At 53.1% G+C, this 14,916-nt stretch carries 10 protein-coding genes; 6 read left to right on the top strand and 4 right to left on the bottom strand.

Going from position 1 to position 14,916, the window contains the following annotated elements:
• Positions 1-105: 105 nt before the first annotated feature.
• The 6 genes from HB780_RS01115 to HB780_RS01140 all read left to right on the top strand — a co-directional run bounded on the left by HB780_RS01115 (position 106) and on the right by HB780_RS01140 (position 8,153).
• The gene (locus tag HB780_RS01115; protein WP_183685957.1) at positions 106-327 is read left to right on the top strand and encodes a hypothetical protein; all 222 of its coding nucleotides are present in this window, start codon (positions 106-108) and stop codon (positions 325-327) included.
• 108 nt (positions 328-435) lie between these two features.
• Complete coding sequence (locus HB780_RS01120) at positions 436-1,197, top strand: hypothetical protein (RefSeq protein ID WP_183685959.1); 762 nt, start codon at positions 436-438, stop codon at positions 1,195-1,197.
• Positions 1,198-1,715: 518 nt separating this feature from the next.
• Positions 1,716-2,960, top strand: coding sequence for a B12-binding domain-containing radical SAM protein (locus HB780_RS01125; protein ID WP_183685961.1), 1,245 nt, complete (start codon positions 1,716-1,718; stop codon positions 2,958-2,960).
• Between the two features lie 52 nt (positions 2,961-3,012).
• Entirely contained in the window at positions 3,013-4,599 is a 1,587-nt protein-coding gene (locus HB780_RS01130) for a hypothetical protein (protein WP_183685963.1), read from the top strand.
• Positions 4,600-4,620: 21 nt separating this feature from the next.
• Entirely contained in the window at positions 4,621-5,982 is a 1,362-nt protein-coding gene (locus HB780_RS01135) for an HlyD family secretion protein (RefSeq protein ID WP_183685965.1), read from the top strand.
• Positions 5,979-8,153 (top strand): peptidase domain-containing ABC transporter, encoded by a 2,175-nt coding sequence (locus HB780_RS01140; RefSeq protein WP_183685967.1) that lies wholly within the window; start codon positions 5,979-5,981, stop codon positions 8,151-8,153. The genes HB780_RS01135 and HB780_RS01140 overlap by 4 nt, the downstream gene beginning before the upstream one ends.
• Before the next feature lie 439 nt (positions 8,154-8,592).
• On the opposite strand, the gene HB780_RS01145 is transcribed toward HB780_RS01140, so the two are convergent.
• The 4 genes from HB780_RS01145 to traA all read right to left on the bottom strand — a co-directional run bounded on the left by HB780_RS01145 (position 8,593) and on the right by traA (position 14,876).
• The gene (locus tag HB780_RS01145) at positions 8,593-9,099 is read right to left on the bottom strand and encodes a GNAT family N-acetyltransferase (protein WP_183686426.1); all 507 of its coding nucleotides are present in this window, start codon (positions 9,097-9,099) and stop codon (positions 8,593-8,595) included.
• A 125-nt stretch (positions 9,100-9,224) separates the two neighbouring features.
• Positions 9,225-10,661 (bottom strand): hypothetical protein, encoded by a 1,437-nt coding sequence (locus HB780_RS01150; RefSeq protein ID WP_183685969.1) that lies wholly within the window; start codon positions 10,659-10,661, stop codon positions 9,225-9,227.
• Positions 10,662-10,692: 31 nt separating this feature from the next.
• Complete coding sequence (locus HB780_RS01155) at positions 10,693-11,577, bottom strand: class I SAM-dependent methyltransferase (RefSeq protein ID WP_183685971.1); 885 nt, start codon at positions 11,575-11,577, stop codon at positions 10,693-10,695.
• Positions 11,574-14,876 (bottom strand): Ti-type conjugative transfer relaxase TraA, encoded by a 3,303-nt coding sequence (gene traA / locus HB780_RS01160; RefSeq protein WP_183685973.1) that lies wholly within the window; start codon positions 14,874-14,876, stop codon positions 11,574-11,576. The genes HB780_RS01155 and traA overlap by 4 nt, the downstream gene beginning before the upstream one ends.
• Between the last annotated feature and the right edge of the window lie 40 nt (positions 14,877-14,916).

The raw sequence follows: 14,916 nt of genomic DNA on the forward strand, positions 1-14,916 counted from the left end.
TACCGTAAAGTTAGGCACATATTGTCTGAATACATACTTATCCGGTGTTATGAACGGTATGTATTACTGTGAAAATGCATCTCTATTCTAATATAGGAGACCGTAGTGGATAACAACAAGCCCCAAGATACTACTACCGACAAAGACAAGCTTCGTGAACTTTTGGAGGAAGAGCTTAATCAAGTTGCCGGCGGTGACGGCGATGGTGACGGTGATGGTGATGGTGATGGTGACGGCGACGATGATGGCGGCGGCGACCAGGCGTCTGCAGGCGGCCAGCCTGAATGTAACGACGGCCCCGGCCCCTACGGTGGCGTCGTTACCTGACAATAGTATCTGTGTGGCGCCTTAATTTTGGGATGGCCCCACATCGAACAACAGGGTCGCCGTTTCACGACGGCGGCACAACTGATTGTCTATTGTCGGAGGTGACAGATGTCGGAAATCGCGCTGGCTGAAAAATCCAAGTGCTTGGCGATCGTTGGTCTTGCAGCCAAAAAGAATATAGAGGTAAGGACTCTCGAAGATTTGAACAGAACGGATGTTCGAAATTTCGTTATCGATAGCTGTGATATATTGTTATCTGAGACCATTGACGTAATGAAAGGCAGACTTTCAGACGCAGCAATTGGCATTGGCGCCGTAGATATTCCAAACTTTATAGCCGATGATACTACCTTGAATAAAGTTTGGGGAGCGGCCATTGCGTTTGGTATATATAACAATATTTTCTCGCCATCTGTGAGCGGCGTTACTGGCCTCCCTTATTCTCTATATCGTGCTTCAAATGCTGCAGTAGAGCAAATGAAGCGAAATAATATTAAGTTGAGCACCCCAGATACGATCCTCAAATTTCACACCGACGGTTTGACAGCCAAGGATGACATTGGCGTCCCAAAATTTATCGCGCTTTACAACATCATTATAAACTATCAGCAGCCAGGGCGATTCCACTGGGTTCCTTTCGTAAAATGGAAGGAATTTGATAAGTTCGCTCGCGAGGTTGGAATTGACGTGCCTTATCGAATCGCATTGACACCTGCGGTTATAACAATGCCTGACGGTGAAGAGGTTGTCGTAAACAATCGCATCATCGAGGTACCGATTTTTTTCAGAGTGAGTTGCCTCGGCCGATTATGTTCTTCAATGGAGACGTACTTGGGCCGGCCGTGGGTAATCCTATTGATGACACGGTGATCGCAAGGATGTTGCGGTCAATTTCGGAGCAGTCTGAGAGGATATCCATCCCCCAAAAGACTCGACGTTTGATTGTTGTCAACAATCAGCTAGGCCTGCACGCTCGTGACATATTGCAAGATCCAATAGCGGGTTCAAAAATCACCCGGTCGTATATAAGGAGTCTCTCAAGCGAGGCGGTAAGTGTCCTAAAATCACCGGCCTACGTTTAACGAGATAAGTTGGCCTTCGTTGATTATTTTTGCGGCCCGGGAGAACTAGATGCCACGGATAGCGCTTGTCTACTTTTCGCAGAGTGTAACTGATTACACACCTCTTGACCTTGCATACATCGTTGCGAATATAACGCCCATACTTGGGAAGTCATATGAGTTCGATATCGTCAGATTGCCTCATCGGCGTGAGAAGACGCGCCTCATTGAAGAACAGACAGAGGCTCGGCAAAGAACAATTTCGGCCAACGCGAACCAGCTGATCGATCGTAAGCCCGATGCAATATTCTTTTTGCGGATAGCGTTGTGTGGAGTAAAGTATTTGCTTTGGGACGCGCAAAAGCTATCGCTTCAAGAATTCGAGAGAAGGCCGCACACATATTTTTAGGCGCGTGCAGCCATAAGCTGGAACCCGACACTGCCGATAAAATTGTCAATGACCACTATTTTGATTGTGCGGTTCGGGGGCCGTCAGAGGATATTTTTGCAAATCTACCCTCCATCCTGGGTCGGAGATTTGTACCCGGAGTAATTTACGATAATGCCCGGCTAGCGGGCACCAATGAAGGTTTTGAAACCGTTAGACCGAGCATACCGAAATCGGCCTCATATAACAGCTTGGACCAGGTCGCTTCGCCGTATCTGTCCCACGTTCTCGACGGCTTTTTAGCTGAGCAACAGCAGCGGCGTGATGGGAAGTTCAGGGCTTTTCTATCTTCTTCACGAGGTTGTCAGTTCGCCTGCCATTTCTGTTCGCGAAGCGTTAAGTACGAAAAAGTGAGATACTTCTCGGCCGCTCGATTTTACGGGGAGATAGAGTATCTACATACCAATTTTGGGGTAAATCGCTTTTTCGTTCTGGATGATGCTTTCCTCTGTTCGAAGAAACGGCTCAAAGAATTGAAGGACGAGTTTGAGCGGTGCAAAATCACCACTCCTTCGTTAGGTATTATTTCATTGTATGTCATGGCTCGGCCTGAGAGTATGGACGTTGAAGTCATTGAATTCATGTCAGCACTCAATGTACGGTACCTTCAAATTGGCCTCCAGACTATTAATCCTGCATTGCAACACTTTATGGGGAGGCCAATAGACGTAGCATATTTCCGCGAGATTAAAGCGTGGCTAGATAAATACAAAATAGCATTGCAATTGGACGTTATTCTTGGTTTCCCAGGAGATACCGTCGAGTGGATGATCAAAACTGTCACATATGCGACCTCACTTGATCCCGCATCCATCCAATTAAAGCAACTATATTTAAACCCGTTCACAGCTTTCCATGTCGACCAATTAAAGCACGAACTTGCAACTGAGGAAGATCAAACCCGCGACGCATTCGATGCGGATTTTGACGCGCCTTATGTGGTCGGAGGGCGCGGACTGGACGAGCGTTATTACGTCGATACGAATACCGCCATTATGGAGGAAATTCAGAAGCGACCTGATATCAGATGGAAGTATCTTTCGAAACGACAGCGTTTTGTAAGCACGAACTTCTATCCGGGGGTTCCGAAGACATCGGACGCACAGCTGCACGCTGGCGTATGAGATAGATGCTCCCCGATAATCGCAAGGTCAATTAAAAGCTTGGAGTCATTAGGTGGACAATCGTCTTAGCGAGCTTCGGTCTGGAAAAGACAAGGACTTAAATACCAGCCATTGCTTATTAACCGTTTGGCAATCCGGTACGCAAGTGCACCGTACCAAATCCGCTGTATCGGACTATCCAGCCGCTGTGCAGGCACTGGCGTCCAAGTTTCGAAATGCAGACTTTATTCATCTTGAGATCGTTAGCCCACCTCCAGCCTCAAGCTCTAAAAGCCTTCGCCAGATGTTCGAGCGTCGGTCGGATGGCCTTTATGCTGTAGAAATCGCCACCGATTCGGCTACCCAATACATTTACGCATCTGACATTTTAACTGATAACATAGGCCTTCGAGACCGTGTAAAGGAGTTCGTAACGAATACGGGCTGCGATTTATCGGATCCGCAAAGCCCCCTTTCTTTGGATGCCAGGTTTTCGCAAATGAAGCTGTTCATTCCAACAAGTGGCAGATACCTAGATTTACACAGAGGTTCTGCACACGGAATATTCTTTTCCTCGGTCGAGGCGGCAACAAAAGCGCTCGCTGAACTACTGATTCAGTGGGCGCTAAACAACGCTTCTCCGGACGGAAGCCTGCCATACAAGGTATATCCGTCCGGTCGTCGTTTGGAACCAACTCACGACAATCCTATTCGCCAGTGGATGACCACTTGGGCGCTCGCGACCCACGCAAAAAAAGTGAATGATGAAGAGCTGCTCCGTATTGTCACAAAGAACATCAAATACAATATGAGAAAGTTCTATAAGGCGGTCGGCGAGATCGGGCTCATGGAGCACAATTCCATAAGCAAATTGGGTGCGAGCGCGGTTGCTGCTTTGGCGATCTTCAGCCACGAAGGAAATGATGGCCTACATCGTGCGGAGTTGAAAGCTCTTCTCGCGGGTATATCGTGTCAGTGGACGGCTTCGGGAAGATTCAAAACGTTCTTCAGTCCCTCGAACTGGAGCGGCAACCAAAATTTTTATCCGGGTGAAACGCTCCTCTTATGGTCAACGTTGTTGGACTATCAATCGACCCCCGAACTGAAAGAGAAATTCGAAACTAGCACCAGTTACTATAAGGAGTTCTTCAGGAATAACCCCAATCCGGCGTTTGTTCCGTGGCATACCATGGCCCAATTTAAAGCTTTTTGTCGGGACGAAAATTCTGATCGTGCCGACTATATCTTCGAAATGAATGACTTCTTGGTAGCAATTCAGCAAAATGATATTTCTGACAAATCAGATCTCACGGGGAGCTTTTACGATCCCGCTCGCCCGGAATACGGCCCACCGCATGCCTCATCTACCGCTATATATGTTGAATCACTTATTCATGCGTTGAAGATTGCCCGCCATCAAAACGACAAAGTGCGAGAAACACGCTATCTAAATTCCATTCTCCTGGGTTTTAACAATCTGAACAAGCTGCAGTTCAAGAGCGAAGCTGAGCTCTTTTACGTTGCGGACAAGAGGCGAGCATTTGGCGGCCTTCGCAGCAATCCTTTTGACAATATTATCCGAATAGACAACATCCAGCATGCGCTAGCAGCATGTAACGCATGGGAACTAATTGGATCCGAATCATCTAGCGGCAACTAGCCCTTTTTTTGGTATGCTTGAATGCCCGAGGATGAAGACAGTTATGTCCAAAATACCGCACTTCGTTTGCCATTAAATGGAAAGCCGGAGACAAGCAGCAAGCCCTTGGTGCCGCTCTTCCGCCTCCAGGCAATTGAGGCGCGCGCGCCGTCCCACCTCCCACGCGTGATCCAAATACGTGTACCCTATATGACTGCGACGGCAATTTTTGCTGTCGCAGTTCTATTTCTGCTGGCAGGCCTTTGTGTTTTTGGTCGCCTGACGCAAATTGTCATTGCTGAAGGTATTCTTGTCCCGGATAAAAGTAGTGTCAAAACGTATCCCCCGAAAGCAGGAATAATCGTCAAACAGTTTGTCATTCAGGGCCAGAAGGTTCGGAAAGGCGATCCTTTATATGCGATATCTGGCGATCAATATGATGATCGCAATGCCGCCATACTGAACCATCAAAGTGAACTAATAAGGCTCAGGGTCGCCAATATCCAACAGCAAAAGGAATTGGAGACACGACAGGAGGAGGAGCAGGTTAAGCTCTTCGAGCAGCAAAAACAGGATTCCCAACAGCAGCTCGAGATATTCGAGAAATCCGCTGAGGCTTTTGCAGATTCAGTGGAGTTGGATCGCAATATTCTGTCGCGCCGCCAAAAACTCCAGGCACAAAATGCGGTATCTGTGGAGCAAACAGAGCAGGCGGGGAAATTGCTCTCGAATGATCAGGAGCGTTTGCTGTCCTTGACCGAGAAGCGGCAAACGCTGCTTCGTCAAATTGCACAATATGAAAGTCAAGCGCGCCTCGCGCCTATTGAACTATCAATGAAATTGTCGTCGTTGGAGGAGCAAGCTACAGCTCAACTCCTTGATTTATCAAGAACAGAAATGGAGCGAGAAACAATCGTTCAGGCACCAATCGATGGAGAAATTGCTACAGAGGTCGCGTACGTTGGGCAACGCGTTACGCCAGATCAGCCACTTGTGGTGGTGAATCCATCTGATTCGAAATTAATCGCAGAATTATTCGTAACAAGCGCCGGGATAGGCTTCCTGAAGCCAGGCGGGCGTGCTGCCCTCAAATATGATGCTTATCCATATCAGACATTCGGGTATTTCATGGGACATATCCGAAGTATAAGTAATGTTGCCCTTATGCCACAAGAAGTACAAACGCTGCAATTTAAACTTGCCACCAACCAACCGGTCTTCAAGGTGGTTGTAGATTTGGATCAGCAGGATGTAACAACCTATGGATATAAGACAGTCCTCCTACCCGGATCTACGTTCTCAGCAGATCTTTCGGGTGAAACACGCAACATTTGGCAATGGATACTAAATCCGCTTTTGTCAGTTAAAGGATATGCCTTTTCTAGCAGTGGAAATCCCAAATGACGATCGATTTGCAGGCAGATACAGCGAAGATCTTTGGCAAGCGCAGACATCTACCTATATTGAGGCAGACGGAGGCGGCCGAATGCGGCATCGTGTGCTTGGCAATGATCGCCGCATTCTGGGGCAAGAATATAGATGTCACAACCATTCGGCAGCGCTTCGCCATATCGTCGCGAGGTACGAACATCCGCACGCTGATGAAAATCGGCGACCTGTTAGGTCTTTCTAGCCGCGCGGTCCGAATTGATATCGTCGACCTCGACAACCTTAGGCTCCCAGCGATTTTACATTGGGAGTTCAAGCATTTTGTTGTTCTGCGATCTGTGGGACAAAAATTCGTAATACATGACCCCCGGCTGGGAACTAGAAACCTTCGAAAAGATGAATTGAATGATAAGTTCACAGGTGTAGCCCTCGAACTTTGGCCAGCCAGTGATTTTTCACCTCAAGGGTCTACGAAGCGCTCATCGTGGCGGTCACTTCTGGTAGAACCACGTGGTTTTGCGGTGATGTGCGCGAAACTGCTAACCATTGGCTTAGCTATTGAAGCTATATCCCTTTTGACACCAATGATAACTCAATGGGGTATAGATAATATTGCATCCTCTGGTGATTTGGATCTGCTTACTGTTTTAGCAATGGCCCTTGGTACCCTTTTGGTCTTGCAGGCCGCTTTCACAGCGTTAAGGGGATGGGCGGTAAACTCGGCTACAACCTCATATATTCTTAACTGGAAAATGCATATTTTTGCGCATATGACGACTTTGTCGATGCGCTATTTCGAGTTGAGACGCGTCGGCGATATAACATCACGCTACGACTCTGTTGAGCGCATAATCGGAATATTGAATGATAGTTTCGTGGAAGGTATCCTTGATTCTGCAATGGGGATATTCACGATATCCATACTGTTTGTCTACAATGTCCCGCTTACGCTCATCACCCTTTTGGGTGCCAGCTCTTATGTTCTTTTACGAGTTATTCGGTATGGCTCAATACGGGAGCTAACGCAGGAAAGCTTGCTAGCGGATGCGAGGGAAAATTCCAGCCTAATTGAAACTATAAGAGGCATTCGACCGATTAAGCTTTTCGGTCGGGAGAAAGGTAGAGAGCAAGAATGGGTGGCGGCCGCTGTTGATGAAGCAAATGCGTCCTTGGCGTTATCCAAAACGCAGGTATTGTTTAGATTCATTTCCAATCTTATTAGCGGCGGAGAGCAAGTAATAATTTTTTGGCTGTGCATGCGGATGGTTACGCAAGGACAGATGACTATAGGTATGATCGTCGCCTATGCTGCCTATCGAAGTCAATTTTATTCAAGCGTCTCAGGTCTGGTAGACAACTATATTAGCCTCCAAATTGTCAAGATACATGCCGAACGTGTGGCGGATATTGTCTTAGCGACGCCGGAAGAGAATACGGATTTGGTCGAAATGACGGAGAGGATCGGAGCACTCTCTGCGGAGATTTCTGTGCAAGATGTGACGTTTCGCTATGGAGCATTTGATACTTTTGCTTTGCAGAACATCTCGATCAAGATCGAAGAAGGCGAAAATGTCGCGTTAGTAGGTCGATCAGGCTGTGGAAAGAGCAGTCTTATGAGCCTCTTGGTAGGGCTTTATGAGCCGGAGGAGGGGCGGGTGTCTTTTGGCGGCATTCCATTGGCAGGACTGGGCTTGGCTGCTGTAAGGCGAAAAATCGCGGTAGTGATGCAAGACGACATGCTTTTTGCGGGAACGATAGCCCAGAATATAGCATCTTTCGATGCGAACCTTGAGCTGGAGCGCCTTGAGGAATGCGCGCGGATCGCCTGTATTGATCAAGAGATTATTACGATGCCTATGGGTTATGGCAGTCTTGTCTCAGACCTTGGAAGCAGCCTCTCTGGAGGTCAGCGGCAACGAGTTTGCATAGCTCGAGCGCTATATAAACAACCACGTGTTTTGCTTATGGATGAGGCGACCAGTCATCTAGACGTGGAAACAGAGCGTGAGATAAATGCAAAAATTCAGAAACTGGGTATCACGCGGATCATTATTGCTCATCGATTGGACACCATAAGGTCGGCGTCGCGGCTTGTATTATTGGAGTCGGGCAAGATCATTGCGGATACCAAGGCAGGGAATGGCTACGAAGAGATCATAGATGCGATTATTGGCCGGAGACTCTGAGCGTGTCAGCCTTGTTGTAAATCAGCACCAAGATTGTGCCCACTTAAAAGGATACACTTTTGATGACCAGTTATTGGCGGCAGAGAGCGGCGTTGCCTAGTGTTTCCGGCAAGCTTCGGACTGCACTAACTGCTTCCTGTCTTGTCTCTGCCACCTATCGGGAGCTTTCGCATAGTGAGGATTGCGGTTATAGGAGGCGGTCTGACAGCAGTCGCCTTGCTCGAAAGTTTTTGCCACTCGCGCGACATCATCAGGCCGGTGATGATTGTCACTTCCGTCTTTTCGCGTCTTGAATTGGATCTTCGGCGCCATGGTGGTTCTCCTGAAAGGAAGATGGTCCTTTGAGTCAACTCTGACAACTTAAGCAACCGTACTCACGGATTGACGGCGTTACGACGGCTAACCCTGAATTCGAAACCCCATAAGACACGGCAAATCCTCATTCACTCAGTCGCCGGATCATGATGACGTCATCGATTTCCCTGTCACCGTCCACCAGTCCGCCGGGGATCCGGCCGAACTCGATAAATCCATGGCGCTGATAGAAGCGCAATGCAGCAGCATTCTCGGCGTTGACCGTAAGCTCCATTTGGAGAATCCCTAGGTGTCTCGCATAATCCGAGATCATGTCCAGAAGATCTACGGCAATTCCTGTTCCGCGTTCGCTCTTTCGAACGTAGACGCGGACAAGCACGGCGCGATGGGCCATCTTGTGCGGGCGGAAACGCACGAGCCCCATAATGCCGATGGGCTCGCCTTTGCTGAACGCGATAAAGACGGGATCATTCAGCCTTTGCCGCCATTCCTTTTCGGGAAGCATTTCCCAGTCCTCAAGTCGGCTTGCGAACGAAGCTGGTTCGCAACGAAGAGCCTCCAGCCGGATGCGCCGGAAAACATCGATCTCGTCAGAAGCAATTCGCCTGATCAATATTCGCTCTGCTCCCATGACGGACTCCATAAAAGCGAAACGCCTGCTCTGGAAGGGATTTCGAATCCAATCGACCATTCGCTGCGGGGAGAGGAACTCTCTTTCCGGGGCCCAGTGGATCGCCCCGCCCGCCGCTGCTAGGGCTATACCCACTGCCACTCCGCGGAGACAGGATGAATGGCTTCAGCCTCGATATGCGCCGATAGGTCCGCCCAGATCGGATCGCTGGTAAAACTGACAAGATCGCCGGCGGCCTCCGCGAGAGAGGAGGCGCCATATCGGACAGCCACCTCCATCGCTACCCCGTTCTCTTCGATCGCCATGAACGGTGAGCCCTGCTTTGGGCGCAGGACCCGGTGTCCCCACATCCCGGGCCGCTCGTCCGCACGCAAAGCATCAAGCAGATCGTGATCGTGATCGTGATCGTGATCGTGATCGTGATCGTCCGAGGATTCGAGTGCGATGGCAACAAGATACCGCATGAGGGGATAGTAGACGGTCTGCCGGCATCCGCCGAGAACACGAACGCCCGGCAGGATCGACATCACCAGAAACGTTAGCAGCAGATTCGGCACCAATTTGCGCTGGCGCAGTGAGGCCGCGATGCTTCCAGGGTCAAACCTCACCTTACGGAACGAAGAGGATCCGCCTGAAAGAACGCCGTCCTGCAAACGCAGGGGAAATAACCTGCCATCCTCCAGGCCCCAAAAAAAATCGGTTGTTTGACGTATCCATCCTGTCCAGGGTCCGGTATTGAGCCGCTCCATGGTACGCAATATGCTTTCCGCAAACAGGCCGTCTCCGACAAAACGGGACGAGAGCCACGATGTCGGATCCTCGAAATGTTCCGCGACGAGATCGGCAACATCGATGTCGTCAAATTGCAGCAGCCGTAGAGACGGCGGAAACGATCTTCGCCATAGGACCTGATTGGCGGCTTTGATCGCTTCGGCAGCCGACGGGAAGTCCTTGTCCGGCAAAATAGCTTTGAGCAGTTCAGCCGCGGCATTGGCAGGTTCGCCGCCATTTTGTCCCGCCAGCGTGAAGCGATAAGGCCCATTGAGGCCACAAATACTGTAAGGATCCATCCGGCTTCGCGACAGGCCGAACACGTTCACCACCTCGCCGCCAAGCGAAAGCCATCCGGGGCCCTTTTTCGACTTCTCTATGAACTTCACCGTCGAAGAGCTGTAGCAGATGTGCCACCGCTGGGCATGGGCGGTGAGACCGAGTGCGCTGAATAGGTGTGTGTAGAAAGCATCGGGCTCGATCAGCAAATGACAGTGAGGACCTGTCTGTATGACCGGCGATGCAGCTATTTGCCGGCCTGCTTCCTCTGCATCGTCCTGACTGGCCCCTGACCTCAACGCGATACGAACGACAAATGTCCGAAGCCGAATCATCGCGTCGTCGCGAACCGAACATCGGCCGCGGCGGCCTTCTGCGTAAACTGCAGATGCGTAGTCCTTGAGCGGAAGCGCCCAGAATCGGGCAAGGTTGGGCATAAGAGAAGACAACGCCTGTCTTACATCCTCCGCAGCACTTTGACCGCTCGTGGCACTCGACAGCTCTTTGCTCATTTTTGCTGATCCCGCATGAGGAAGCGACCGCTCAGCTTTCGCTGCTAATCGACTGCGGCGGCCGCCATGCCCAGTCTGCTTGCATCGGATTTTTCTCGTCATTCACGAGGATGTGCGGCACCTGCTCGTGGCAAAACTCTGGCGGTATCGCCGGTTTCACCATCGAAGTGACAAAGTCTTGCAGCGAATTCAAGGAATTGGATGAGACGATCGTGTAGAAATTCCCGCTATTCCACGTGACGACGGCATACCGGAAGTACGATTGGAGAGCCAATCGCGATGTCTCCAGGTCGACCTGGAAGTCGAACATCGTATCCAGAACGCCACGCCTTTTATCTACAATCTGCCTCGGTGTAAAAAACCGCGATTTGAACACCTCGTCCTTTTGGCGCTCTCGTTCAAGATAGGCCTCGGTGTTTCCGTGGGCGAGCTTTTGCACCTGAACCAACACGCCATCGGGCCGGACGCGGGGCGCTATGAAGCCGGTTTGATTGTCCCTGTCACGCCCGTACATCTGAAAAGTCGTGTCTTCGAGCAGGACATCATATCCGTCCCGGAAAGGCTGAAGCGTTTCATCTGCCGCATAGCGCTCATCGTCCAGTTCGAAGAACGGCCCGTGGTAAAACTGCGCATCGTCGCTGCCTCTTCGGGCGAAAAAGCAGACACGGTTGCCGTCCGTGGGACTGCAATTGAGGGTTTTCAGGCGCCCATCACCGAGCTTAGCCAGCGCTCTCGTAAGGGTGCCGGCGCCGGCTCCCAGTGTGTAGATCGTCGCAGCACGTCCGTGGCGCGCCCACGTCTTCTCCGCAAACGAGAAGATGGCGGCGCCCAGGCGACACTCCTCCTCCAGCCGATAGGGAATGCTTGCAAAATAGTGGCTATCGAAATGCCCCCACAGACGCCGGTGCGTACTCATTGCTTGATCACCGGCGTCTGACGCTGAGCGAGCTTCAAGTCTTCTACCTGCTTCAGCGATGCCACCGCGCGCTCATGAGCCGATAACTGCTGAACTGTGCGCATCACCGGCCAGGCTTCTTTCAGCCGCTCCTTCTCCTGAGGTGCCAGTCCCTCTGAGAGCTTGTCGAACAGCTGGCCGTTGGGATTGCGTGCGGCATTCGTCAGCAGGGTCCGCTCACCGAACCGTTCGGATACCGCCTTGCCAAAATCATCGATCTCGGCCTTGGCTTCGCGGTTGCTAAGGGCGTATCCCATCGCTGCGAGAAGATCGTTGCGGTCGATTGCGTCGCGCACCCGTTCCAGCACGCTCTGCGCCGTAGGCGACAGCGCCGGGATATCGATCGCGACGCGCTGGCGCTGTGTCTTCTCCTCACTCTCGAGCCGCTGCACGGCGACTTCGCGTATCCGCAGATAGGTTTCGATGTCGCGTTTCAGTGCCGGCACGTTGACCTCGGCGACGCGGCGGGCCTCGCGATCAGACTTGCTGGAGAGAACCCCGGTCTTGCCCTTGAGCGGGCCGATCGACGACGGATCCGCGGCAAGCTTGTTCAGCGTCTGCGACGCAACTTGGCTGTCGGCAAGGACCGCGTCGAAGTTCATCGCCCGGAAGGCGGTCTCCGGATCGGCGAACACATAGCGGAACCGCGTCGAGACCTCTTCCCACTGCTTCTTCACAGCGGGATCGTCCGAAGCTTTCCGGTCGACGGCGTCGCTCATCGCTACTGGGAACAGTTTTACGCCTGGCACCATCGGGCGGGTCTCCTTGTTCGTTTGAGTTTTTGGGGTCTGCAACAGGCCGAGGCGTTCGCCGGCTGCTCGAAGGCGAACTGCAAGATCAGCAAGTTTCGAGCCCTGGCGCAGCGTCCAGTCAAGCCGGTCGCGCAGCAGGGTCCGGGCGACATGGACGACGTGCAGCCCACGGTTTTCGGCAAAGGCGAGCGCCGGGCGGTAGAGGCCGCCTCGCTCGTAGTCGAGCGTGGTCTCCTTGGCATTCCTGCGCGACAGGATCTCCGTCAGACCGCCTGCCTTGGCAAAGGAACGACGGCCATAATAGAGTGCCAAGTCCTCGCGATGGCGGGTCATCGCGACATAGGTCAGATGGCGATCCAGCGAGAGGGACGCGAGTACCTTCACCCTGTCGACGGTGGCGCCCTGGCTTTTGTGGACCGTGGTCGCATAGCCATAATCGAGATCGTTGTAGAAGCGCTGCTCGACCGACACCTGGCGACACTGATCGCCCTCGCCGATCACGACAGAAATGCGGTTCGGCGCTGCCTCGACGACACGGCCGATCATACCGTTCTTAACGCCGAGCGAACCTTCGTTCTTGAGGAAGACGATCTGGTCGCCAGCGTCGAAATGGCGGATACCGTCGGCAGTCCTGAAGGAATGCCCCTCACTGAGAATGCCTCGCTCGACCAGCTTCTCGCGCGCCATGACATTGAGCATGCGAACGTCGCGGCGCAGATGCGCGAGCATCAGCATGGATTTTGATGGATCGTAGTCGCGGTTCCAGTCGGCGACCAGGTGTTCGACGGCCTGAGCTTTCAGCTCCGAGCCAAGCACCTTGCCCTCTGAACGATAAGTGATGAGCGCTTCGCCAACGCGGCCGCGTGCCAGGTCGAGCGAGGCTTTGCGCATCCAGTCCTCGCGCTGGCGATAGATGGTTTCGAGTTCGGCATATCCGACACGATCGGCAATGGCGCGAAACGCGGCACCCGCTTCGATCGGTTGGAGCTGCTCGGGATCGCCCACAAGCACGAGCTTGGCGCCTGATCTGACGACGGCCTCGATGAAGCCGGCCATCTGCCTCGAGGCGACCATGCCGGCCTCGTCCATGACGAAGACGGTGTTTGCGTCCAGCGTGTCGCGGCCTCGCTTCCAGCGCAGCTCCCATGACGTGAGCGTGCGGCTCTGAATGCCGGCCTCTCTCTCCAGTCCCTCTGCCGCCTTACCGGCAAGAGCTCCACCGACGACACGGTATCCGGCGAGTTCCCAAGCTTCTCGGGCAGCTTTCATCATCGTGGTCTTGCCCGCACCGGCCCGACCGACGACAGCGGCGATGCGCGCCGGACCTGCGACATGTTCGATCGCTACTCGCTGTTCAGCCGAAAGGCGGGCATGGCGCGCGAACGTGGCCTCCAGGACCGGCTCAGATACACCATGCGTTTTCCGCTCGGAGAGCCAGAGCGAGCGCCTTGCCATCTCCGCTTCGAGCCGGATTAGCTCTCGCGTCGTGTACCGCGCCGGCAGCCTCTGGCCGGTCGCGAACTCGATCGTGTCGCGCTGCAGACGCAGGATTTCCGGGCTTTGGAGAATGCACGCCAGAAGCTGCTGGAAGATGCCCTGATCATCGATATAGCGATGCAGCACCTTGGCCACGTCGCGTTCATCGAAGACGCTCTTCTCACGGGAGACGAGATCGAGCACGATCTCCGGGCGCGCCTGAATGCGCCGCAGGTTGTCGGCCTTGCGCTCCTCCTGCAGGTCGAGCCGCTCCAGCGAAGGACGCTCCCCTTCCACCACGGCTTTCCGCTCGATCGCCTTGGCGCCAACGCCGAGATGGATGGTCGGTCGGAGCTCGATACCCTGCTTCTCATAGGACCGGCCGTCGACCTGTAGCGCGACCCCGTTCAGCGCCAGATGATGGTTCTGACGTTCGAACCAGGCGTCGCGAAACGCATTGAAGTCCTTGCTGTCGCCAGCCCATAGCTCGTAGACGATTTTGCCGGCGGTGTTTCGCAGCGGCTGCCCGTCCTCGCCGACGACCGCAACCTTCTTTGGCCCAAAGCCGCCCTCGGCCAGCGGCCGCAGCGTCGTCATCAGATGGATGTGCGGATTGCCTGGATTGTCGTGGTAGACCCAGTCGGCCACCATGCCTTTCGACAGGATGTGCATTTCCACGAAGTCCCGGACGAGCGCGACGTTCTGTTTGTGCGTGAGTTCAAGCGGCAGAGCAATGGTCACGTCCTTGGCAAGCTGGGCATCTATCCGTTTCTCGAAGGCCTCGACCCTGTTCCAGAAGGCCTCCGAAGCTCCGGACACCGAACGGTCGGCGATCAGCTTCCGTGCCCATTGCGGCGCATCTGCAGGAAGCACGAACTCCTCGTGCAGCAAGCCCTCCTTCCGGGAGTAGTCGATGGTGCGCGCTTCACGCTCGTAGTCCATCTTCGCGCAGTGCCGGTAAGCCGCCGACAGCACCGCGCTGCGGCCGTCGCCGCGGCTGACGATGCTGACTGAGAAGTGGGTGATGGCCACGGCGGTGAAACTCCCGAAGTTGAACCTCGATCGTTGGGAG

This window comes from Rhizobium lusitanum (genome assembly GCF_014189535.1).
Classification (GTDB): domain Bacteria; phylum Pseudomonadota; class Alphaproteobacteria; order Rhizobiales; family Rhizobiaceae; genus Rhizobium; species Rhizobium lusitanum_C.

Coding starts and splice junctions, on each gene's coding strand:
- HB780_RS01120 (WP_183685959.1), top strand. CDS start 436: ATGTCGGAAATCGCGCTGGCTGAAAAATCCAAGTGCTTGGCGATCGTT.
- HB780_RS01135 (WP_183685965.1), top strand. CDS start 4,621: ATGCCCGAGGATGAAGACAGTTATGTCCAAAATACCGCACTTCGTTTG.
- HB780_RS01140 (WP_183685967.1), top strand. CDS start 5,979: ATGACGATCGATTTGCAGGCAGATACAGCGAAGATCTTTGGCAAGCGC.
- HB780_RS01145 (WP_183686426.1), bottom strand. CDS start 9,099: ATGGGAGCAGAGCGAATATTGATCAGGCGAATTGCTTCTGACGAGATC.
- HB780_RS01150 (WP_183685969.1), bottom strand. CDS start 10,661: ATGAGCAAAGAGCTGTCGAGTGCCACGAGCGGTCAAAGTGCTGCGGAG.
- HB780_RS01155 (WP_183685971.1), bottom strand. CDS start 11,577: ATGAGTACGCACCGGCGTCTGTGGGGGCATTTCGATAGCCACTATTTT.